This window comes from Streptomyces daqingensis, assembly GCF_014645895.1.
GTDB lineage: Bacteria > Actinomycetota > Actinomycetes > Streptomycetales > Streptomycetaceae > Streptomyces > Streptomyces daqingensis.
Genome location: NZ_BMMP01000015.1, coordinates 146,449 through 165,178 on the forward strand (window position 1 = coordinate 146,449; position 18,730 = coordinate 165,178).

21 protein-coding genes are annotated in these 18,730 nt (G+C 71.8%); 6 read left to right on the top strand and 15 right to left on the bottom strand.

The window, feature by feature from the left end:
• The first annotated feature begins 2 nt into the window (after nucleotides 1-2).
• Nucleotides 3-668, top strand: coding sequence for a potassium channel family protein (locus tag IEY56_RS21840; protein ID WP_074467975.1), 666 nt, complete (start codon nucleotides 3-5; stop codon nucleotides 666-668).
• A 138-nt stretch (nucleotides 669-806) separates the two neighbouring features.
• Here the strand turns inward: IEY56_RS21840 and IEY56_RS21845 are convergent, their stop codons facing one another.
• The 5 genes from IEY56_RS21845 to IEY56_RS21865 all read right to left on the bottom strand — a co-directional run bounded on the left by IEY56_RS21845 (nucleotide 807) and on the right by IEY56_RS21865 (nucleotide 4,111).
• Entirely contained in the window at nucleotides 807-1,691 is an 885-nt protein-coding gene (locus IEY56_RS21845; protein ID WP_189038969.1) for a DUF3159 domain-containing protein, read from the bottom strand.
• 3 nt (nucleotides 1,692-1,694) lie between these two features.
• Nucleotides 1,695-2,102 (bottom strand): OB-fold nucleic acid binding domain-containing protein, encoded by a 408-nt coding sequence (locus IEY56_RS21850; protein WP_189038970.1) that lies wholly within the window; start codon nucleotides 2,100-2,102, stop codon nucleotides 1,695-1,697.
• 128 nt (nucleotides 2,103-2,230) lie between these two features.
• On the bottom strand, nucleotides 2,231-3,019 hold the full coding sequence (locus IEY56_RS21855; RefSeq protein WP_189038971.1) for a DUF3710 domain-containing protein: 789 nt from the start codon (nucleotides 3,017-3,019) through the stop codon (nucleotides 2,231-2,233).
• A gap of 1 nt (nucleotide 3,020) precedes the next feature.
• The gene (dut, locus tag IEY56_RS21860) at nucleotides 3,021-3,542 is read right to left on the bottom strand and encodes a dUTP diphosphatase (RefSeq protein ID WP_045866181.1); all 522 of its coding nucleotides are present in this window, start codon (nucleotides 3,540-3,542) and stop codon (nucleotides 3,021-3,023) included.
• Entirely contained in the window at nucleotides 3,539-4,111 is a 573-nt protein-coding gene (locus IEY56_RS21865) for a PaaI family thioesterase (protein ID WP_189039016.1), read from the bottom strand. Before IEY56_RS21865 ends, dut begins: the two co-directional genes overlap by 4 nt.
• Nucleotides 4,112-4,261: 150 nt before the next feature.
• Between IEY56_RS21865 and IEY56_RS21870 the strand changes: the two genes are divergently transcribed.
• The gene (locus IEY56_RS21870) at nucleotides 4,262-4,777 is read left to right on the top strand and encodes a DUF3093 domain-containing protein (RefSeq protein ID WP_189038972.1); all 516 of its coding nucleotides are present in this window, start codon (nucleotides 4,262-4,264) and stop codon (nucleotides 4,775-4,777) included.
• Nucleotides 4,778-4,826: 49 nt separating this feature from the next.
• On the opposite strand, the gene IEY56_RS21875 is transcribed toward IEY56_RS21870, so the two are convergent.
• The 4 genes from IEY56_RS21875 to IEY56_RS21890 form a co-directional block, all read right to left on the bottom strand.
• Nucleotides 4,827-5,696 carry a hypothetical protein gene (locus tag IEY56_RS21875; RefSeq protein ID WP_308424168.1) on the bottom strand — a complete coding sequence of 290 codons (870 nt, stop codon included), beginning with the start codon at nucleotides 5,694-5,696 and terminating at the stop codon, nucleotides 4,827-4,829.
• A gap of 20 nt (nucleotides 5,697-5,716) precedes the next feature.
• A complete protein-coding gene (locus tag IEY56_RS21880) occupies nucleotides 5,717-6,016 on the bottom strand; it encodes a DUF4193 domain-containing protein (protein WP_016470291.1) in 300 nt (99 codons plus the stop codon).
• A gap of 404 nt (nucleotides 6,017-6,420) precedes the next feature.
• Nucleotides 6,421-7,698, bottom strand: coding sequence for a sensor histidine kinase (locus tag IEY56_RS21885; RefSeq protein WP_189038973.1), 1,278 nt, complete (start codon nucleotides 7,696-7,698; stop codon nucleotides 6,421-6,423).
• A 5-nt stretch (nucleotides 7,699-7,703) separates the two neighbouring features.
• Nucleotides 7,704-8,357 (bottom strand): response regulator transcription factor, encoded by a 654-nt coding sequence (locus IEY56_RS21890; protein ID WP_045866185.1) that lies wholly within the window; start codon nucleotides 8,355-8,357, stop codon nucleotides 7,704-7,706.
• A gap of 270 nt (nucleotides 8,358-8,627) precedes the next feature.
• Here IEY56_RS21890 and IEY56_RS21895 point away from each other — a divergent pair, with 270 nt between their 5' ends.
• Nucleotides 8,628-8,861: a hypothetical protein gene (locus IEY56_RS21895; protein WP_139131739.1), complete on the top strand. Its 234-nt coding sequence runs from the start codon at nucleotides 8,628-8,630 to the stop codon at nucleotides 8,859-8,861.
• A gap of 152 nt (nucleotides 8,862-9,013) precedes the next feature.
• On the opposite strand, the gene IEY56_RS21900 is transcribed toward IEY56_RS21895, so the two are convergent.
• Nucleotides 9,014-9,823: an inositol monophosphatase family protein gene (locus IEY56_RS21900; RefSeq protein WP_189038974.1), complete on the bottom strand. Its 810-nt coding sequence runs from the start codon at nucleotides 9,821-9,823 to the stop codon at nucleotides 9,014-9,016.
• A gap of 75 nt (nucleotides 9,824-9,898) precedes the next feature.
• Nucleotides 9,899-11,062 carry a ferrochelatase gene (locus tag IEY56_RS21905; RefSeq protein ID WP_189038975.1) on the bottom strand — a complete coding sequence of 388 codons (1,164 nt, stop codon included), beginning with the start codon at nucleotides 11,060-11,062 and terminating at the stop codon, nucleotides 9,899-9,901.
• Nucleotides 11,063-11,193: 131 nt separating this feature from the next.
• On the opposite strand from IEY56_RS21905, the gene IEY56_RS21910 reads away from it, so the two are divergent.
• Both IEY56_RS21910 and sepH read left to right on the top strand, forming a co-directional pair.
• Nucleotides 11,194-12,540 (top strand): D-arabinono-1,4-lactone oxidase, encoded by a 1,347-nt coding sequence (locus IEY56_RS21910; protein ID WP_189038976.1) that lies wholly within the window; start codon nucleotides 11,194-11,196, stop codon nucleotides 12,538-12,540.
• A 556-nt stretch (nucleotides 12,541-13,096) separates the two neighbouring features.
• Nucleotides 13,097-14,191, top strand: coding sequence for a septation protein SepH (sepH, locus tag IEY56_RS21915; RefSeq protein ID WP_189038977.1), 1,095 nt, complete (start codon nucleotides 13,097-13,099; stop codon nucleotides 14,189-14,191).
• A gap of 101 nt (nucleotides 14,192-14,292) precedes the next feature.
• On the opposite strand, the gene IEY56_RS21920 is transcribed toward sepH, so the two are convergent.
• Complete coding sequence (locus IEY56_RS21920; RefSeq protein ID WP_373292153.1) at nucleotides 14,293-15,132, bottom strand: sulfurtransferase; 840 nt, start codon at nucleotides 15,130-15,132, stop codon at nucleotides 14,293-14,295.
• 181 nt (nucleotides 15,133-15,313) lie between these two features.
• On the opposite strand from IEY56_RS21920, the gene IEY56_RS21925 reads away from it, so the two are divergent.
• Nucleotides 15,314-16,126: a VOC family protein gene (locus IEY56_RS21925; protein ID WP_189038978.1), complete on the top strand. Its 813-nt coding sequence runs from the start codon at nucleotides 15,314-15,316 to the stop codon at nucleotides 16,124-16,126.
• 47 nt (nucleotides 16,127-16,173) lie between these two features.
• Here the strand turns inward: IEY56_RS21925 and IEY56_RS21930 are convergent, their stop codons facing one another.
• From IEY56_RS21930 to IEY56_RS21940, 3 genes are all read right to left on the bottom strand, one after another.
• Nucleotides 16,174-16,866, bottom strand: a complete 693-nt coding sequence (locus IEY56_RS21930) for a thymidine kinase (protein WP_189038979.1) — start codon at nucleotides 16,864-16,866, stop codon at nucleotides 16,174-16,176.
• A gap of 63 nt (nucleotides 16,867-16,929) precedes the next feature.
• Nucleotides 16,930-18,123: an alkaline phosphatase family protein gene (locus IEY56_RS21935; RefSeq protein WP_189038980.1), complete on the bottom strand. Its 1,194-nt coding sequence runs from the start codon at nucleotides 18,121-18,123 to the stop codon at nucleotides 16,930-16,932.
• Nucleotides 18,123-18,707, bottom strand: coding sequence for a DUF5998 family protein (locus IEY56_RS21940; protein ID WP_045866281.1), 585 nt, complete (start codon nucleotides 18,705-18,707; stop codon nucleotides 18,123-18,125). The genes IEY56_RS21935 and IEY56_RS21940 overlap by 1 nt, the downstream gene beginning before the upstream one ends.
• Nucleotides 18,708-18,730: the final 23 nt, after the last annotated feature.

The window sequence follows — 18,730 nt, forward strand, 5'->3', positions numbered from 1 at the left end:
CGATGAGGGTAGCTATTGCGGGTGCGGGCGCCGTGGGCCGCTCCATCGCGGGCGAGCTGCTGGAGAACGGGCACGAGGTGCTGCTCATCGACAAGGCGCCGACGGCGATCTCCGTGGAGCGGGTACCGCAGGCGGAGTGGCTGCTGGCGGACGCCTGTGAGATCACATCCCTCGACGAGGCCGCCCTGGAGCGCTGCAACGTGGTCATCGCGGCCACCGGCGACGACAAGGTCAACCTGGTGGTCTCGCTGCTCGCCAAGACGGAGTACGGGGTGCCGCGCGTGGTGTCGCGCGTCAACAACCCCAAGAACGAATGGCTGTTCAACGAGTCGTGGGGCGTCGACGTCGCCGTCTCCACTCCGCGGCTGATGTCGGCCCTCGTCGAGGAGGCCGTCAGCGTCGGCGACCTGGTGCGGCTCATGCGCTTCTCGCAAGGGGACGCGAACCTGGTGGAGTTGACGCTTCCGCCGGAGGCGGCCCTGGCGGGCACACGGGTGGGGGACGTCGGCTGGCCCGAGGACACCGCCCTCGTCACCATCATCCGCGGCAACCGCGTGCTCGTCCCGGACAGCGACGACGCGCTGGAGGTCGGCGACGAGCTGCTGTTCGTCGCCGCGCCCGCCCGCGAGGCCCAGCTGGAGGACCTGCTCTCCGTCCGCGGCGAGTGACGCCCCGGGGCAGCGGCTGTTTCGACTGGCGGGCCGCTGTACCGGGCCGCCGCGCTGGGCCGGTCTGGAGGGCCGGGCCGTCCGCACTGCTCCGCTCGTTCAGGCACCGGCGGCGCTCCGCCGCCGGCGCCCGGGCCGTCAGCGTCGGTGACGCCCCGGCTGCTGACCCCCGCCCGGCTCCTGCGTCCGCTCGGACTCCGCGAGCAACGCCCGTGCGGCGTCGTCCGCAAGACCCTCGCCGATGGCGTCGAGCTTCTTCTTCTGCTGCTCCCGCTCCTGCTCCGCCTGCTCCTCGGCCTCCATCTCCGCGATGACGTTGATGGGCGCGGGCGCCTTCGCGAGGAAGATCCACGTCAGGTAGACCGCGAGCAGGAAGGGCGGGATCTTCAGCGCGACCGTCACCCAGCCGAAGCGCGTCGCGTCCGCTCCCGCGAAGTACATCGGGAAGAGGATCGCGCACTTGCCGAGCAGGATGAATCCCCACGCGTAACTGGCCTTCGTGTAGGCCTTCTTGCGGCCGGGGTTCCGCTTGCGCCAGGAGAGGTTCTCCTTGAAGACCGGCCCGAGGACGAGGCCCAGCAGCGGGACGCCCGCCGCCGCGGTGATGATGTACGCCAGGGCGAGACCCAGCGTGTAGAGCATGCCCGGCAGGTAGAAGGCCTTGGCGTCGCCCGTCATCATCGCGAAGATCACGCCGAAGGCCACGCCGAAGACGCCGCTGAAGGCGTGCTTGACGGTGTCCCTGCGGATCAGCCGGAAGACCCCCAGCACGGCGGAGAGAGCCAGGGCCGTCAGCGCCGCCGCGTGGATGTCCTTGTTGATCGTGAACATGGTGATGAAGACGAGGCCCGGAACGGTCGTCTCCACCAGGCCGCGCACACCGCCGAAGGCTTCGAAGAGCGCTGCCTCCGTCACGGCACGCGGGGCCGCCGCGCCGTCGGGTTGCGTTCCGCTGTCGGATGCCGGGTCGGCACCGGTCCGTCGGCCGGTTCCGTCGGCGGCCGGCTTGTCGAGGGGGGTCACCCGCTACTCCTGTCCCAGGGGTCGCAACTCGTACTTCGGGTTGAACATCACTGGACGGCCGTGGTTGAGCGAGACCCGTCCCCAGACGATCAGGCTCCGGCCCGGTTCTATGCCGGCGATGGCACGGCGGCCGAGCCAGATCACATCCAGGGCGGCGGAACCGTCGAACAGCTCCGCCTCCAGCGTCGGCACCCCGGCCCGCGGGCGCAGGGTGACGGTGCGCAGGGTACCCGTGACGCGCACTGTCTCGCGGTCCTGGCAGGCGGCGATGCGGGTGCAGCCCTTGCTGTCCGCCTCCTCGCGCAGCTCCTGGGAGTGCAGATCCTCCTCGGAGGAGGACAGCCGCTCCAGGAAGCGCTTGAAACGCCCCCCGCCACGCGGTCCCTGCTCTGCTCGGATGGCGCCTGTCATGGTGCCAGCGTACCGGGGAGAGCGGGCCCCGAACGGCCCAGGACCCCGTCGTTCCCGGGATCCGCGGACACGCGACGGCCGTGGAGCCCGCCGGTTCGGCGGCCCCCACGGCCGGAATGCACTGGTGCTCAGCGGACCTCGCTGATCTCCGGTCCGCGCTGCAGCTTGTCGAGGCCGCCCGCGAAGCGGGAGCCCTCCTCGACGGTCTCCTGCTGGACGCCGTCCGGCACCATCTGCGCATCGTCCGGCAGCTTCAGGACGATCGGGTCGCGGGGAGCCATGGGAGCGTCGCCGCGGACGACCACGGTGTCCTGGAAGACCTGCTCCAGCAGCACGCCCGACTCGGGCTGGACGGCGCCCTGGCCCGAGATCACGCCCCGCAGGAACCAGCGCGGTCCGTCGACACCGACGAAGCGGACCACCTGCACGCCGTTGGTGCCGTCGGGCAGCTGCACCGGGACCTGCGCACGCAGCTCCCAGCCGAGCCGGCCCTCGACCTCGTCGATGACACCGCCCTGCTTGGTGATGCCGGTCGCGATCTCCTCGCGCACCTCGTCCCACAGGCCCTCGCGCTTGGGAGCGGCGAAGCCCTGGAGCTGGATGGCGCTGTCCTGCAGTACGAGGGTCGCCGCGACGATCGACTCGCCCGCGACCTCCACGCGCAGCTCCATGCCCTCCACACCGGGGACGTAGAGCCCGCCGAGGTTCACCCTGCCGTTGCTGGGGTCGGTCACCTCGCTGACGTCCCAGGGCCCGTCGGGCCGGGGCGCCGGAGGCAGCTTCACTCGCGCTGCCTGGGCGTCGGTGACGGAGTCGGCGGGGTCGGAGCTCCGGGCGGCGTCCTGCCCGTCCGTCCCGAAGTCGTCCGAGGCGCCCGTCTCAGGCTCTTCGCTCTTCTTGCGACGACGTCCGAACACGTCACTGTCCTCTCAGGTCGGAATGCCGGTCGGCTCCGACCGGAACGTAGTCATTCTGATGTGCGGCGGCCGCGGTGCTGCCGCCTGTGGAGCCGAATCCCCCCGCGGCCCGCGCCGAGCCCGGCAACTCTGCCACCTCGTGGAAACGCACCTTCTCCACTTGCTGGACGACGAGTTGGGCGATGCGGTCGAGTCGCTCGAACCGCACCGTCTCGCGCGGATCAAGATTTGCCACGATCACCTTGATCTCCCCACGGTACCCGGCATCCACGGTTCCGGGTGCATTGACCAGAGAGATGCCACACCTGGCCGCGAGACCGGAACGGGGGTGCACGAACGCCGCGTACCCGTCGGGCAGCGCGATGGACACACCCGTGGGCAGAACGGTGCGCTCCCCCGGCGCCAGCTCGGCGGCCTCGGTGGTCACGAGGTCGCAGCCGGCGTCGCCGGGGTGGGCGTAGCCGGGCACCGGGACGTCCGGGTCGAGGCGCCGCAGGAGTACGTCGACGGGCTGCCTGGTCACGGGTTCACCTCGAATGCTCGGGCACGGCGGACCTGATCGGGATCGGCCATCGCGGCCTGAATCTCCTCGTCCCGTCCGTTGTCGGTGAAGTGCTCGACCTTCACCTGGATGAAAAGGGCCTCGGCCCGCACGGCGACCGGGCCCTCGGATCCGCCGATGCGGCCCTCCGCGCTGGTGAAGATCTTCCGCCCGTGCACGCCGGTCGCCCTGGCGCTCAGGTGCAGGACGGTGTCGACCGGCACCGGACGCACGAAGTCGGTCTCCAGCCGCCCCGTCACCGCGATCACGTGCATGAGCCAGCCCAGCGAGCCCATCGTCTCGTCGAGCGCGGTGGTCAGTACGCCGCCGTGGGCGAGCCCCGGGGCCCCCTGGTGGACGGGGCGGACCGTGAACTCCGCGGTGACGCTGACCCCTTCACCCGCCCTGGTCTCCAGGTGCAGCCCGTGCGGCTGGCCGCTGCCGCAGCCGAAGCAGAGCTGGTAGTGGGAGCCGAGAAGGGTGCCCGGGGCGGGCGCGTCGGGATGGCGTTCCGCGGCGGCGGCGCCGGGCGGCGGCGTCAGGGATCTCATCGGGGGGACCCGCTGTCCGTCCGCGGGGTCGGGCACCTTCGGCTGTCGTTCACTCACGTGTGCAGACCTTACCCCCGCGTCAGTCGGGAGCTGCCTGCACGGACACCGCACGGGGCCCGCAACCGCCGCCGGCCGTGCCAAGCTTGTCGCATGGCTGCTGCGGAACGCCCTTACGACGAACGTCTCCACGCTCCCCGCGCGTGGTGGTTCATCACCGCCCTCGTCGGCTGCTCGACGGGTCTGGTCATGCTGCCGCTGGGGACGCTGGCGATGCTGGGCGGGCTGGTCGCGGGAACGGCGCTCGCGGCCGTCCTGGTCTCCGCGTACGGCTCGGCGCGCATCCGCGTCGTGGCGGGCTCCCTCGTCGCCGGCGACTCCCGTATCCCCGTCTCGGCGCTCGGCCCCGTCCATGTGCTCGACGAGGAAGAGGCCTTCGCCTGGCGCACGCACAGGGCGGACCCGCGCGCTCACATGCTGCTGCGCAGCTACATCGCCACGGCGGTGCGCGTGGAGGTGTCCGACCCAGCCGATCCCACGCCGTACGTGTATCTCTCCACGCGCTCCCCGCAGCGCCTCGCGGACTCTCTCGACGCGGCGAGGCAGGCCGAGCAGCAGCCGGAACCGGAGCCGGAGCGTCAGCCGGAACCGCAGGCCGGCGCGGAGTGAGGGGGCGCGTCGTGAGGGGTGTCGCTCGCGTCTGACGCGCGGGACGTGATCAGACGGGCGGAAGAGCGGGACCGTCCAGGTCCGGCCCGTCCTCGAAGGAGCCGGCGGGGAGCGCTTCCCAGCCGTCGCCGGACGTACGGAGGTCCGCGCGGATCTTCTCCGCGATTTTGCGGGTGTCGCGGCTGTTCATCACGGCGCCCACCGCTGCGCCCACCATGAAGGGCGTGAGGTTCGGGAGGTTGCGCACCGTGCGCTTCAGCAGCTGCTGGCGCAGTTCGCGCTTCATCTGGCCGCCCAGCGCCGCGTTGAGCGTCGTGGGCCGGGTGACGTCGATGCCGCGCTCGGACGTCCACGCCCCGAGGTAGGCGGCCGTGCGCTGTCTGAGGTTGCCGGGCGGACGGCGTCCGTAGACCTCGTGCAGCTCGGCGATGAGCTTCAGCTCCACCGAGGCGACGCCGACGATCTCGGCGGCCAGCTCCGCGGGCATCGCGGGCGGTACGGGCATCATCGCCGCGGCGCCCACACCGGCGCCGACCGTGGCGGATCCGCGGGCCGCTCCCGCCACGAGCTTGTCGGCGATCTCTTCCGGGCCGAGGCCCGGGAACTGCTCACGCAACGTCGCGAGGTCGCGTACCGGTACACGGGGCGCGACCTCGATGACGCGGTCGGCGACCACGCTGATGAAGCCGCGCAGCCTTCCGCGCTGCTTCCCGGCTTCGCCGCTCCCCATCTCCTCGTCGAGCGGCAGGGGGGAGCGGTCTCCCCCACCCTCCAGCCCGTCTCCCCCGCGTTCCGCAGTGCCGCGTCCCCCGCGCGGCCATGGAACGCGGAGGCGCGGGCGCGGCTTCGCGGGCAGTGGTACGAGCGGGAACGGCTGGTCAGGCCCGCCCCGCTCGTCGTCACGCTCGCCGTCCGCCACTACGACATCCCCACCAGGCCTCAGGCCGCGCAGTCGCGGCAGATCGGCTGGCCGTTCTTCTCGGCGGCCAGCTGGGACCGGTGGTGGACCAGGAAGCAGCTCATGCAGGTGAACTCGTCCGCCTGGCGAGGCAGCACACGGACGGACAGCTCCTCGTTGGAGAGGTCCGCCCCCGGGAGCTCCAGGCCCTCGGCCTGCTCGAACTCGTCCACGTCGACGTTGGACGCGGATTTGTCGTTCCGCCGGGCCTTCAGCTCCTCGATGCTGTCTTCGTTGACGTCGTCATCGGTCTTGCGTGGGGTGTCGTAGTCCGTTGCCATTTCGCTCTCCCCCTCTGGGTTTCTTTGGTGTCTCAGCGCACGTAACGCGTGAGAGGCCGGACTTGTGCCCGACCTGAGGCGGAGATTTTGCCTCACATCAAGGTCTGTTACTCAATCGACACCCAACCGCACCCCTGAAGAGGTGATCGCGGCGACTGCCGAGGAGGACCTTAAACGGTCCACCGGTCGCGCTGTGCGCACGCACCCCGGGTACTGCCCACGATCTCCACCTGCGGAAACCTGGATTTTCCGGTAATTCTTCGCTAACTGAGATCACCCAGGGTGGACGGCGGGGAAAATCGCGTGTGTGATCGATCACAGCGGCTGTGGATGCGCACGCGCGGACAAAATTCCGCATATGGCGAACACGGCGTGGCACCCGTAACGTTGCGCCGCGGACGATCTCAGACCGGAAGCACGACCCGCAGCACCAGGCCGCCCTCCTCCCGCGGCTCCGCGGTCACCGTGCCGCCGTGAGCGCGGACGACCGACCGCACGATCGACAGCCCCAGTCCGACGCCCTTGTCGCTCCCCGTGCGGTCGCTGCGCAGCCGCCGGAAGGGCTCGAAGAGGTTGTCGACCTCGTACGCGGGGACGGCCGGGCCTGTGTTCTCCACCACCATCACGGCGTGCCCCGCGACGGCCTCCGTACCGACCGCGACCCATCCGTCGTCCCGCTGGTTGTAACGCACCGCGTTCTGCACGAGGTTGAGCGCCACACGCTCCAGAAGCACGCCGTTGCCCTGTACGTACGCCGGCTGCCGGACCCCGCGCAGTTCGACGCTCTTGCCCTCCGCCTCCGCGCGCGCCTGCTCCACGGCCCGTCCCGCCACCTCGGCGAGATCGACGGGCTTGCGGTCGACGATCTCGTTCTCGCTGCGCGCCAGCAGCAGCAGTCCCTCCACCAGCTGCTCGCTCCGTTCGTTCGTCGCGAGCAGCGTCTTGCCGAGCTGCTGGAGCTCCGGTGACGCCTCCGGGTCGGAGAGCTGCACCTCGAGGAGGGTGCGGTTGATGGCGAGGGGTGTGCGCAGCTCGTGCGAGGCGTTCGCCACGAAGCGCTGCTGCGCGGTGAAGGCGCGGTCCAGGCGGTCGAGCATCTCGTCGAACGTGTCGGAGAGCTCCTTCAGTTCGTCGTCCGGTCCCTCCAGTTCGATCCGCTTGTGCAGGTCCGAGCTGGCGACCTGGCGCGCGGTGCGCGTGATGCGCCCGAGCGGCGAGAGCACCCGCCCCGCCATCACGTAGCCGAAGGCGAAGGCGGCCACCGCGAGCCCGAGCAGCGCCATCAGGGAGCGCTGCAGGAGCTCGTCGAGGGCGACGGCGCGCTGGGCGTCGGTGCACTCCTCCAGGCGCTCCATGAACTGGCCGCTGGGCAGCGTGCCCGTCAGGCCGGGGCAGCTGTCGGAGGTGAGCTGCGCGTTGGCGTTGAGGATGCGGAAGGGGAGTTTGCTGCCCTCGTGCAGCGCCTCGGCCGCGAGCAGGTAGATGATCGTCAGGAGCAGCATGCCGGCGATCAGGAACATGCCGCCGTAGAGCAGCGTCAGCCTTATACGGATCGTCGGACGGAGCCAGGGAGGCTGGCGGGACTGGTCCTGCGGGTCCCACGTCGGTTTCGGGGGTGCGGGCGCCGGCGTGCGGGGGCGGGAGGGCTCAGCGGAACCGGGGGGCGTCGTCGAGGCGGCCATCGCGTTCAGATCCGGTATCCGGCGCCGGGAACGGTGTGGATCACCGCGGGTTCGCCGAGTTTGCGGCGCAGCGTCATCACCGTCACGCGCACCACGTTCGTGAACGGGTCGGTGTTCTCGTCCCACGCCTTCTCCAGCAGCTGCTCGGCGGAGACGACGGTCCCCTCACCGCGCATCAGCACCTCCAGGACGGCGAACTCCTTCGGCGCGAGCTGGATCTCAGCGCCGTTGCGGAAGACCTCGCGCCGGTTGGGGTCGAGCTTGATGCCGGCCCGCTCCAGCACGGGCGGCAGCGGCGAGGTGGTGCGGCGTCCCAAGGCGCGCACGCGTGCGGTCAGCTCCGCGAAGGCGAACGGCTTGGGCAAGTAGTCGTCCGCCCCCAGTTCCAGCCCTTCGACGCGGTCGCTGATGTCGCCCGAGGCCGTGAGCATCAGAACGCGCGTGGGCAGGCCCAGGTCGACGATCCTTCTGCAGACGTCGTCGCCGTGTACGAGCGGGAGGTCGCGGTCGAGGACGACGACGTCGTAGTCGTTGACGTCGACGCGTTCGAGGGCCGCCGCGCCGTCGTAGACCACGTCCACGGCCATGGCCTCCCTGCGGAGCCCTGTGGCCACGGCATCGGCCAGCAGTTGCTCGTCCTCGACGACGAGTACGCGCACGACGTGAATCCTTCCCTCAGTCACGAGTCTCCTGCGGTCCCGCCCGGGACGGGAGGCCGCAAGGCGTTCATCCTCCCCCGCGCCTCGGTAAACCGGCCGTAAGAGCCGGTGGTGCCGCTGCCGCGAGATTTTTCAGAACTTGAGGTTTTCCTGAGGTAGCGAGCGGGGAGGACGAGGGGCACACCCCGGATCACGCCCTGTAGGCGGCTAGCCACCCGACCGACCCGTGTCACGGCTGCCGACCGTCCAGCCAGGGAGCACGCCGTGATCATGATCGACAGGACCCTCGGCACCCACCCCGTGCCACCGACCCATGACGAGGGGGCGCACATGGACGCGTTCACCGCTGGACTTCTCCAGCGTATACAGAACACCGAGACCGACCTGACCCGCGCTCGTGAGTCGGGCGACGACTTCCTCGTGGACGTCGAGCAGGCCGAACTGGAAGACCTCCGACGCATCGCCGCCGAGCACGGCGTCGAGATCGGCGCCACCACGGCCTGACAGCCCCCGCCGCGGCCCGTCCGGGCCGTCGGCAGTCCGTAGCCCCCTGATCCCCCGGTTTCTCCAGAGCCCCGGGTGCCGTCGGCACCCGGGGCTCAGCCGTGCGTACCACCCGGGAGTGCGGAGAGCGGGGCCCGGGGGCGTCCGGCCGCTCAGTCGTGCCAGGCGCCGAGCCGGTCGAGCAGCGGCTGGAGGAGTTCGAAGACGCCGGGAGACGCCGCGATGGCGAGATCGCCGTCCGCGTCCAGGCCCGGCCTTCCTCCCGTACGGGCGCCCGCCTCGCGCGCGATGAGATCGCCGGCGGCGAGGTCCCAGGCGTGCAGGCCGCGCTCGTAGAAGGCGTCGAGCCGGCCGGCCGCCACGTCGCACAGGTCGACGGCCGCGGAGCCCGAGCGACGGATGTCGCGCACCCTCGGGATCAGCTGCCGCACCAGCTCCGCCTGGGCCGCGCGCCGCTCGGCGACGTAGTTGAAGCCGGTGCCCACCAGGGCCTGGTCCAGCGGAGGCGCCGGACGGCAGTGCAGCGGCTGGGCGTTGCGGAACGCGCCGTGGCCGAGGACCGCGCGGAACGTCTCGCCCCGCGGAGGGGACTCGACGACGCCCACGACCGTCTCGCCCTCGAACTCGGCGGCGATGGACACGGCCCAGCTCGGCAGCCCGTAGAGGTAGTTCACCGTGCCGTCGAGGGGGTCGACGATCCAGCGGACCCCGGAGGAGCCCTCGAAGGACGCCCCTTCCTCGCCGAGGAAGCCGTCGTCGGGCCGGTGCTCGGAGATGTAGCCGGTGAGCAGCTTCTCCGACGCCAGGTCCATCTCCGTCACGACGTCCACCGCGCTCGACTTGGTCGCGGAGACCCCGAGGTCGGCGGGGCGCCCGTCGAGGAGGAGGGCGCCGGCGCGGTGGGCGGCCTCCAGGGCGAGTTCGAGGAGTTCGGCCTTGAGCTGGTCGAGCTGCGCGGTCACGGTTCTCCTTGCTCGTCTGGCTGTGCTTGTCCTGCGGCGACGGTGCGGGGCCTCGTACGCCCGCTCCGGAGCCCGTCACGGGAAAGGGCTGTCCGCCCCCGCCGCCGCGGGCTTCGGCGCCCTTGCCGGGCAGCAGCCCACGGGGCACACGTCGTGGCTCGGTCCCAGCATTCCCATCGCGCACCGCTCCGGCTGCGCGCCACGCTCCAGCGCCGCCCGCTCCAGGACAAGTTCCCTGATCGCGGCCGTGAAACGCGGGTCCGTGCCGACCGTCGCGGAGCGCGCCACGGGCAGACCGAGTCCGGCCGCCTTGGCCGCGGCCTCCGTGTCGAGGTCGTAGAGGACCTCCATGTGGTCCGAGACGAAGCCGATCGGCACCATCACCGCCGCGGGCGCGCCCTTGTCCCGCAGCGCCTCCAGGTGGTCGCAGACGTCCGGCTCCAGCCAGGGGATCTGCGGGGGACCGCTGCGCGACTGGTAGACGAGCTCCCACTCCCGGTCCACGCCGGTCCGCTCCCGTACCGCCTCCGCCACGAGCCGGGCCGCGTCGAGGTGCTGCGCGACGTAGGCGCCCCCGTCGCCGTGCGACTCGGGCGGTCCCGACGTGTCGGCCGCGGAGACGGGGATGGAGTGGGTGGTGAACGCGAGACGGGCGCCGTCCCGCACTCCGGGGGGCAGCTCGGAGAGCGCGGCCACCACGCCGTCGGCGACGGGCTCGATGAAGCCGGGGTGGTTGAAGTAGTGCCGCAGCTTGTCGACGCGCGGCGGCTCCAGGCCCTCCGAGCGGAGCGCCTCCAGGGCCTCCGCCAGGTTCTCCCGGTACTGGCGGCAGCCCGAGTACGAGGCGTAGGCGCTGGTGACGAGCGTCAGCACGCGCCGCCGCCCGTCGTGGACCATCTCGCGCAGCGTGTCGGTGAGGTACGGCTTCCAGTTGCGGTTGCCCCAGTAGACGGGCAGGTCGACCGCCGTCGCCGAGAACTCCTCGCGCACCGCCTCCAGAAGCCGGCGGCACTGGTCGTTGATGGGGCTCACGCCCCCGAACTGGAAGTAGTGCTCGCCCACTTCGGCCAGGCGCTCCCTCGGGATGCCGCGCCCGCGGGTGACGTTCTCCAGGAACGGGACGACGTCGTCGGGCCCCTCCGGCCCGCCGAAGGACAGCAGCAGCAGGGCGTCGTAGGGGCGGGCACCGGCGGGGGGCGGCCCGTCGGCGGGGCCGGCGGCAGGGAACGCATCGGACATGCGGCGATCCTCGCATCCCGGCCGGGCGCCGGGCGGCTGCGCCCTCCCAGCCGCCCCGGTGGCAGCCCCACGTTTGCGGGCCCCACTGCGTGAGTATGATCCGATCTCATCGCGAGAGGGGACAGGCCTAGATGAACGCGCAGCCGCCGAGCAGCCGTACGGCCCGCACGTCCCGCAGAGGCGGAACGACGTGGCAGAACTGGGCGGGGAACGTCACCGCCTCTCCCGCCCGCACCGTCTCCCCCTCCTCCACCGCCGGTCTCGCCGAGGCCGTGCGGCGCGCCGCCGAGGACGGACTGAGCGTGAAGGCAGCCGGCACGGGGCACTCCTTCACGGCCGCGGCGGCCACCGAGGGGATGCTGATACGGCCTGAACACCTCGTCGGCATACGGGAGTTGGACCGCGAGGCCCGTACCGTCACCGTGGCCGCCGGAACGCCCCTCAAGCACCTGAACGAGACGCTGGCCGCCGCCGGGCTGTCGCTGACCAACATGGGCGACATCATGGAGCAGACGGTCTCGGGCGCCGTCAGCACCGGCACGCACGGCACCGGCCGCACCTCCGCGTCGCTGGCCGCGCAGGTCACGGGTCTGGAACTGGTGTGCGCCGACGGGTCCGTCATGCGCTGCTCGGAAGCGGAGAACGCGGACGTCTTCGCGGCCGCCCGGCTCGGGCTCGGCGCCCTGGGCGTCATCAGCGAACTCACCTTCGCGGTGGAGCCGGAGTTCCTGCTGACGGCCCGAGAAGAGCCCATGTCCTTCGATCAGGTGACGTCCGACTTCGACCAACTCGTCGCAGAGAACGAGCACTTCGAGTTCTACTGGTTCCCGCACACGGACGGCTGCAACACCAAGCGCAACAACCGCGCCGCGGGCCCCGCCCAGCCGCTGCCCCGCGTCCGTGGCTGGGTGGACGACGAACTGCTCTCCAACGGCGTCTTCCAGGCCGTCTGTTCGCTGGGTGCAGCGGCTCCGGCGGTCGTCTCCTCCATCGCGAAGATCTCCAGCCGGGCGCTCTCGGCGCGTACGTACACCGACATCCCGTACAAAGTATTCACGACTCCGCGGCGGGTGCGTTTCGTGGAGATGGAGTACGCGCTTCCGCGAGAGGCGGCGATGGGGGCGCTGCGGGAGCTGAAGGAGCTCGTCGAGCGCTCCCGCTTCCAGGTCAGCTTCCCCGTCGAGGTGCGCACGGCGCCCGCCGACGGAATCCCGCTCTCCACGGCGCAGGGGCGGGAGACGGCGTACGTCGCCGTGCACATGTACCGCGGCTCGCCGCACGAGGAGTACTTCACCGCCGCCGAGCGGATCATGACCGCGCACGGGGGGCGCCCGCACTGGGGCAAGCTGCACTCGCGGGACGCCGGCTACCTGGCATCGGTCTATCCGCGGTTCGAGGAGTTCGTGCGCGTCCGCGACAGGCTGGACCCGGACCGGATGTTCGCCAACGACTATCTGCGACGCGTACTGGGCGAGTGAGAGCAGCCAGGGGGCGCACGCGCGGAGCCCGTTCGCCGCGAATCTGCCTCTGTCCGCCCCCGGCGCGCACACGAGCAGCTCGCGCGTGCGAAATCGTCGCCGTCACGGGGAGCTTGCCGCTCCCGTCGGCCCGCACAGCCTGTGGCGGAATCCGTTCATCGCAGGTGACCAACCGGGCAATAACCGAAGGCAAAGGTTCCGTTCCGGGCGGATCTGTGACCCTTGCCACTCGCGAGTGGTCTTCCTAGGCTTGTCCGGACCCCAAAGTCCCTTCCCCTCGACGAACTTGAACGGCGCGGCGGCCCACCACCGTGGTCCATATGGAGTAGTGTGACGAGCCCTGGCCTCGGCTCAGGCCCGGCGCAGGCAGCACAGGTGGCGCGGACGGTCACCGTGCGTTGCGGAGTGATAACCGTGCCGAACGGCGGTTCCGGGAAGGTCCCGGACCTCCGGGCCGGTCGGAAAGGTTGTGGCAGGTCCCAGCCGGGCAGGCCACACTCGTCCAGCGGGAGCAGCGACGCACGCGACGTCGGCAGGCACCACCCGGGAGGTACACATGCCCGAACTGCGTGTCGTGGCCGTCAGCAACGACGGCACACGACTGGTGCTCAAAGCTGCCGACAGCACGGAATACACACTTCCGATTGATGAGCGGCTGCGCGCCGCCGTTCGCAACGACCGTGCTCGGCTCGGCCAGATCGAGATCGAGGTGGAGAGCCACCTCCGGCCCCGGGACATCCAGGCCCGTATACGGGCCGGTGCCTCCGCGGAGGAGGTCGCGCAGCTCGCCGCCATCCCCGTCGACCGTGTGCGCCGCTTCGAGGGCCCTGTGCTCGCCGAGCGTGCGTTCATGGCCGAGCGCGCCCGCAAGACGCCCGTGCGCCGTCCCGGGGAGAACGCCGGACCACACCTCGGCGAGGCCGTCAACGAGCGGCTGCTGCTGCGCGGGGCCGACCGGGACGCGGTGCACTGGGACTCCTGGCGGCGTGACGACGGCACCTGGGAGGTGCTGCTCGCCTACCGGGTCGCCGGCCAGCCGCACTCGGCGACATGGACGTACGACCCGCCGCGGCGGCTCGTCCAGGCCGTCGACGACGAGGCGCGGGCGCTCATCGGCGAGACCGACGACACCCCGGAGCCCAGCTTCCCGTTCGTGCCGCGCATCGCCCGCCTCCCGAGGGAGCGCGGCGAGCGCAACGACCGCGGGGAGCTGGAGCCCGCGGGCTTCTCGGGCGGCGCAGGTTCCGGTGACGCCCGTCAGGCGGACGTCGAGAGCAACGACGAACCGGACTCCCTGACGAGCCTGCTGGAGGCGGTCCCCAGCTTCCGTGGCGACATGGTCGTGCCGGAGCAGCAGGGGCCCGCGGCCTCGGCCGGGCAGTCCACTGCCCCGGACGCCGGCTCCGCGACGGACGACGAGGACGAGCCCGAGCAGCAGGAGGAGCCCGTCGAGCCGCCGGCGACGGCTGCGGGCGCCGGCTCCGCCTACGCGGACGTGCTGATGCCGCGTTCGGTCAGCGCCCACCGCGACCGTCTGAAGGGCACCACGGACCGGCAGGCGGAGGCGGACGGCGTACGTCCGGGGCGCCGTGCGGCGGTGCCCAGCTGGGACGAGATCGTCTTCGGCACGAGGCGCAAGAAGGACTCCTGAGGGGTTCCGGGGCGGGAGCCCCGGAACCTCGGGCCTGAGCTACGCATCGGAGAGCCGGCCCCGGCACGTGCTGCCGGGGCCGGCTCTCCGGCGTCCTGACGTCAGCCGGGATCGGCGCCTGTGGCGGCGGGCCTGCCAGGGTCGGCGCTCCACTCGCTCCAGGAACCGGCGTACAGCGCCGCGTCGTAGCCCGCCACCGCCAGGGCGAGGATCTCGTGGGCGGCCGAGACCCCCGAGCCGCAGTACACGCCGACCTCGCCGTCCTGGGTGACGCCCAACGCGTCGAATCGAGCGCGGAGTTCGTCCGCGGAACGCAGAACCCCGCTCCCCTCGGCGGCGTTCTCCGAAGTCGGCGCCGAGACCGCTCCCGGGATGTGGCCGGCGACGGGGTCGATCGGCTCCACCTCTCCCCGGTAGCGCTCGGCGGCCCGCGCGTCCAGCAGCAGGCCGCGCCTGGCGAGCGCCGCGGCGCCGTCCGCGTCGAGCAGCGGCAGCGCACCGGGCCGGGCGGTGAAGTCGCCCGGCTCCGGCGCCACGTCGCCGCTCTCCAGCGGCCCGTCCCAGGCGGCCAGACCGCCGTCCAGCACGCGCACGTCCCCGTGCCCGGCCCACCGGAGCAGCCACCATGCGCGGGCCGCCGCCCACCCCTTGCCGCCGTCGTACACGACGACCGGACGTCCGTCGCCGACCCCGGCGCGCCGCATCGATTTCTCGAAGTGCGCCGTGTCCGGGAGGGGATGGCGGCCGCCGTCGCCAGGCGGCGCGGCGAGTTCCGTGTCGAGGTCGACGTACACGGCACCGGGAAGGTGCCCCTTCTCGTAGTCGGGGCGGCCGGGCGGTCCGCCCAGCTGCCAGCGCACGTCGAGGAGCACGGGCGGCCGCCCTTCGGAGAGTTCGCGGGCCAGGGCGGATGCGGAGGTGATGGGAGTCACGGCTGTCATCCCGCCATTTTCGCTCAGCCGTTCCGAACAGACCGCACCGAAAAGGAATTAACCGGCGTTGTCGGGGAGCAAGGTGACCAAGGTGGTGCGAGCATGCGCAGGGGCACTGAATCCGAAGCGGCTCACAGCAGCCGACACGACGCGACCGCATCGACGACGGTCATGAGGGAGTAGAAGCCAGATGGAATCAGCAGCAGTTCGCAATCCGCTCGCCAGACAGATCCCCGGTACACCGTGCTGGGCGAGTCTTCTCGTGCACGAGCTGGCCGCAAGCCAGGAGTTCTACCACGGGTTGTTCGGCTGGGAGTTCTACTCCGGCCCGCAGCACCTGGGCCCGTACGTACGCGCCATGGTGGACGGGCGGGAAGTCGCCGGCCTGGGGGAGATCGCGGCGGGCCGGAGCCTGGACTCCGCCTGGCTGCCGTACATGGCGTGCGACGACGCGGACGCGACCGCGGGCCTGATCCGGGAACGGGGCGGCACCGTCGCCGTGGGGCCGCTGGACGCCGACGACGTGGGACGGCTCGCCATCGCGGCGGACACCTCGGGGGCCAACTTCGGCGTGTGGCAGACCATGCCGCAGCCGGAAGGACTGAACCCGCCCGAGGAGGGCGCACCGGGTGCTCCCGTCTGGTACGAGCTCGTCACCCGCGACTCCTCGACAGCGGCCCACTTCTATCCCGCCGTCTTCGGCTACGAGCCGGCGGCGGAGGGCGGCCAGGCCGCCGCCGAGGGCGGCACCGACTACGTGACGCTGCACCTGGAGGGCAGGCCCGTGGCGGGAGTCCAGGGGGTCGGACGGGCCCTGCCCCGGGAGCGCGGACCGCACTGGAAGACGTACTTCTCCGTCGCCGACACCGACGCCACCGCGCGGCGCGTGAGCGAACTGGGCGGACGGGTGGTCCATCCCCCGCGCGACTCGCCGCACGGACGGGTGGCGACTGCCGCCGACCCGGAAGGCGCGCAGTTCAGCGTGATCGCAACCGCCGCCTAGGCGGGGGCGGTTACGCGCGTCGCGCGCCGCGCCGGCGGCGGGCCGGTTCACCGCGCCGAGTGGGGCGCCCTCTCCGCCTGCCGCGGCGCGGACGGCGCGTCGACGGGCAGCACGTCCGGGGACAGGGCGCCCGCCCGTGCCGCGGTCGCGGTGAGCCGGCGGCGGTGGTGGCGGCGGCACAGCACCTCGTACCCCACCTCGCCCTTGGGCTCCCCCACGTCGCCCACGACGACCTGGGCGCCTTCGACGACCATCTTCCCGCCCACCGTGCGGGCGTTGTGGGTCGCACGGGCCCCGCACCAGCACAACGCCTCGACCTGCAGCACCTCGATGCGGTCCGCGAGCTCCATCAGGCGCTGGGAGCCGGGGAAGAGCCGGGTGCGGAAGTCGGTGGCGATGCCGAAGGCGAAGACGTCCATGCCGAGGTCGTCGACGATGCGGGCCAGTTGGTCGATCTGGTCGGGTGTGAGGAACTGCGCCTCGTCCACGATGACGTAGTCCGTACGCCCGCCCGCGGTGAGGTGCTTGACGAGGTGGGAGTGGAAGTCGAGTCCCTCACCGGCCTCGACGGCGTCCGTGACCAGGCCGAGCCGCGAGGAGAGCCGCCCCTCCCCCGCCCGGTCGTTCCGCGTGAAGATCATGCCCTGCAGGCCGCGCGTCGAGCGGTTGTGCTCGATCTGGAGCGCCAGTGTCGACTTTCCGCAGTCCATCGTTCCGGAGAAGAAGACCAGCTCTGGCATGGGGACTTCGGGCCTTTCTGCGCGTGGCGGTCGGAGCGTTGTCGCCGGCTCGGTGCGTGCGTGCTACGTGCGGACTTCGAGGAGCGGCACGAACTGCTCCGCGGGGGTGGCCGAACCGTGCATGCCGATCAGCGCGGACTCCTTCGGTTCGCGGTCGGTTGCCACGACGGCCGCGTTCCCGGTCATCGCGGCGACGACGTCCCCGATGCGTGCCCGTACCCGCTCGTCGACGACCGGGCCGAACCAGCCCAGTTCGAGGGCCTCTTCACGCGACGCCACCCACGCCTGGTCCGCCAGGACCTCGCGCCACACCGAGTGGACGTCGCGTGCGGCGCCCGGGACCGCGTAAAGGTGGCGCATGCGGCCCTCACCACCGAGGAGGGCGAGCCCGGCGTTCAGCTCCCAGTCCTCGTCCACGTCGAAGCGGGCCTCTGCCGTGGCCGGCACGTCCACCATGCCGTGGTCCGCCGTGACGTACAGCGCGGAGCGGGGCGGCAGTTGCTCTGCGAGGCGCTGCGCGAGGCGGTCGACGTACATCAACTGGCCGCGCCAGGCGTCGGAGTTCATGCCGTAGCGGTGGCCGTTGGAATCCAGCTCGGCGTAGTAGGTGTAGACGAGGGCGCGGTCCGCGGCGGCCAGGCAGCCGGCGGCCTTGTCCATGCGCTCCTCGGCGCTGAGCACCCCGTGGAACGTACCGCCCGAGAGCGCGATGCGGGTCAGCGGAGTGTGCTCGAAGTGCGGCGCCGAGACCTGGCTCGCCGAGATCCCGGCGGCGTCGGCGGCCTGGAAGACGGTCGGGTACGGCTGCCACACGTACGGATCCGTCCAGGGCTGCCAGCGCAGCTGGTTCATCAGCCGGCTCGTCTCCGGGTTCCGCACCGTGTAGCCGGGCAGGCCGTGCCGCCCGGGGGGCATGCCCGTCCCCACGGACGCGAGCGACGTCGCCGTCGTCGAGGGGAACCCGGCGGTCAGGGGGGCGCCGGTGCCGTTCAGCGAGCTCGGCAGCAGCGACGTGAGGAACGGAGCCTCCTCCGGATGCGCTCGCAGCGCCTCCCAGCCCAGGCCGTCGACGAGGAACACGCAGACGCGGTCGGCCGGTTCGAGCTCCAGAGCGGTCGTCAGGCCCCCCACGCCCTGTGCGGAGGCGATTGCGGGAAGGAGGTCCGAGAGCGACGCCTGGCCGTAGCGAGGCACGGGTGCCGAACGGGGATCCAGCGGAACGGGCTCCTGCTGATGCGCGGGGGCGGCCTGTGCCATCAGGACGGGGTCACCGTGGCCTCTGACAGGGCCTGCGCGAAGGCGAGCGTCTGCCGCACCGTGTCGGGGCCGTCGGCGGCCTCGCTGACCCGCAGCGACAGGTCGTCGGCGGTGGAGGAGCCCGTGTAGCCGTGGTCCGCCTCGCAGTTGGGGTCGCCGCAGGTGGCGGGCTCCATGTCGAGCCGGGAGACCGCGCCCCAGCCGATGGTGAGCACGACCTCGCGGGGCAGCGTGCCGGCCGTGTAGGACTCGGGGTCTGCGACGACGCGGGAGAGGACGACGGAGGAGATGCGCTGGATCTTGACCGACTCGGTCGACGTCGTCGCGTAGGACGACGTGGAAGTGCCGTCGGCGGGCTGCTCGTCGGTGTGGCTGACGATGAACCGGGTGTCCGTCAGGACGAGGACCGTGACATGGCGGCGCACCTCGTTGGAGTCGAACGTCGTCTCCTGGTGCACGAGGAACGAGACGACGGGCTCGCCGCCCACCGCCGCCTCGACGGCCTCGGCCACGAGGGTCGGGTAGTAGCCACTGCGCTCGATCGCCGCGCGCAGCCCCTGCGTCGTCGTACCGGTCTTCGCCATGCGGGCCATCCTACGGGGCCGGG

Coding starts and splice junctions, on each gene's coding strand:
- IEY56_RS21840 (WP_074467975.1), top strand. CDS start 3: ATGAGGGTAGCTATTGCGGGTGCGGGCGCCGTGGGCCGCTCCATCGCG.
- IEY56_RS21850 (WP_189038970.1), bottom strand. CDS start 2,102: ATGACAGGCGCCATCCGAGCAGAGCAGGGACCGCGTGGCGGGGGGCGT.
- IEY56_RS21865 (WP_189039016.1), bottom strand. CDS start 4,111: ATGAGATCCCTGACGCCGCCGCCCGGCGCCGCCGCCGCGGAACGCCAT.
- IEY56_RS21870 (WP_189038972.1), top strand. CDS start 4,262: ATGGCTGCTGCGGAACGCCCTTACGACGAACGTCTCCACGCTCCCCGC.
- IEY56_RS21880 (WP_016470291.1), bottom strand. CDS start 6,016: ATGGCAACGGACTACGACACCCCACGCAAGACCGATGACGACGTCAAC.
- IEY56_RS21885 (WP_189038973.1), bottom strand. CDS start 7,698: ATGGCCGCCTCGACGACGCCCCCCGGTTCCGCTGAGCCCTCCCGCCCC.
- IEY56_RS21895 (WP_139131739.1), top strand. CDS start 8,628: ATGATCGACAGGACCCTCGGCACCCACCCCGTGCCACCGACCCATGAC.
- IEY56_RS21905 (WP_189038975.1), bottom strand. CDS start 11,062: ATGTCCGATGCGTTCCCTGCCGCCGGCCCCGCCGACGGGCCGCCCCCC.
- IEY56_RS21910 (WP_189038976.1), top strand. CDS start 11,194: ATGAACGCGCAGCCGCCGAGCAGCCGTACGGCCCGCACGTCCCGCAGA.
- sepH (WP_189038977.1), top strand. CDS start 13,097: ATGCCCGAACTGCGTGTCGTGGCCGTCAGCAACGACGGCACACGACTG.
- IEY56_RS21920 (WP_373292153.1), bottom strand. CDS start 15,132: ATGACAGCCGTGACTCCCATCACCTCCGCATCCGCCCTGGCCCGCGAA.
- IEY56_RS21925 (WP_189038978.1), top strand. CDS start 15,314: ATGGAATCAGCAGCAGTTCGCAATCCGCTCGCCAGACAGATCCCCGGT.
- IEY56_RS21930 (WP_189038979.1), bottom strand. CDS start 16,866: ATGCCAGAGCTGGTCTTCTTCTCCGGAACGATGGACTGCGGAAAGTCG.
- IEY56_RS21935 (WP_189038980.1), bottom strand. CDS start 18,123: ATGGCACAGGCCGCCCCCGCGCATCAGCAGGAGCCCGTTCCGCTGGAT.
- IEY56_RS21940 (WP_045866281.1), bottom strand. CDS start 18,707: ATGGCGAAGACCGGTACGACGACGCAGGGGCTGCGCGCGGCGATCGAG.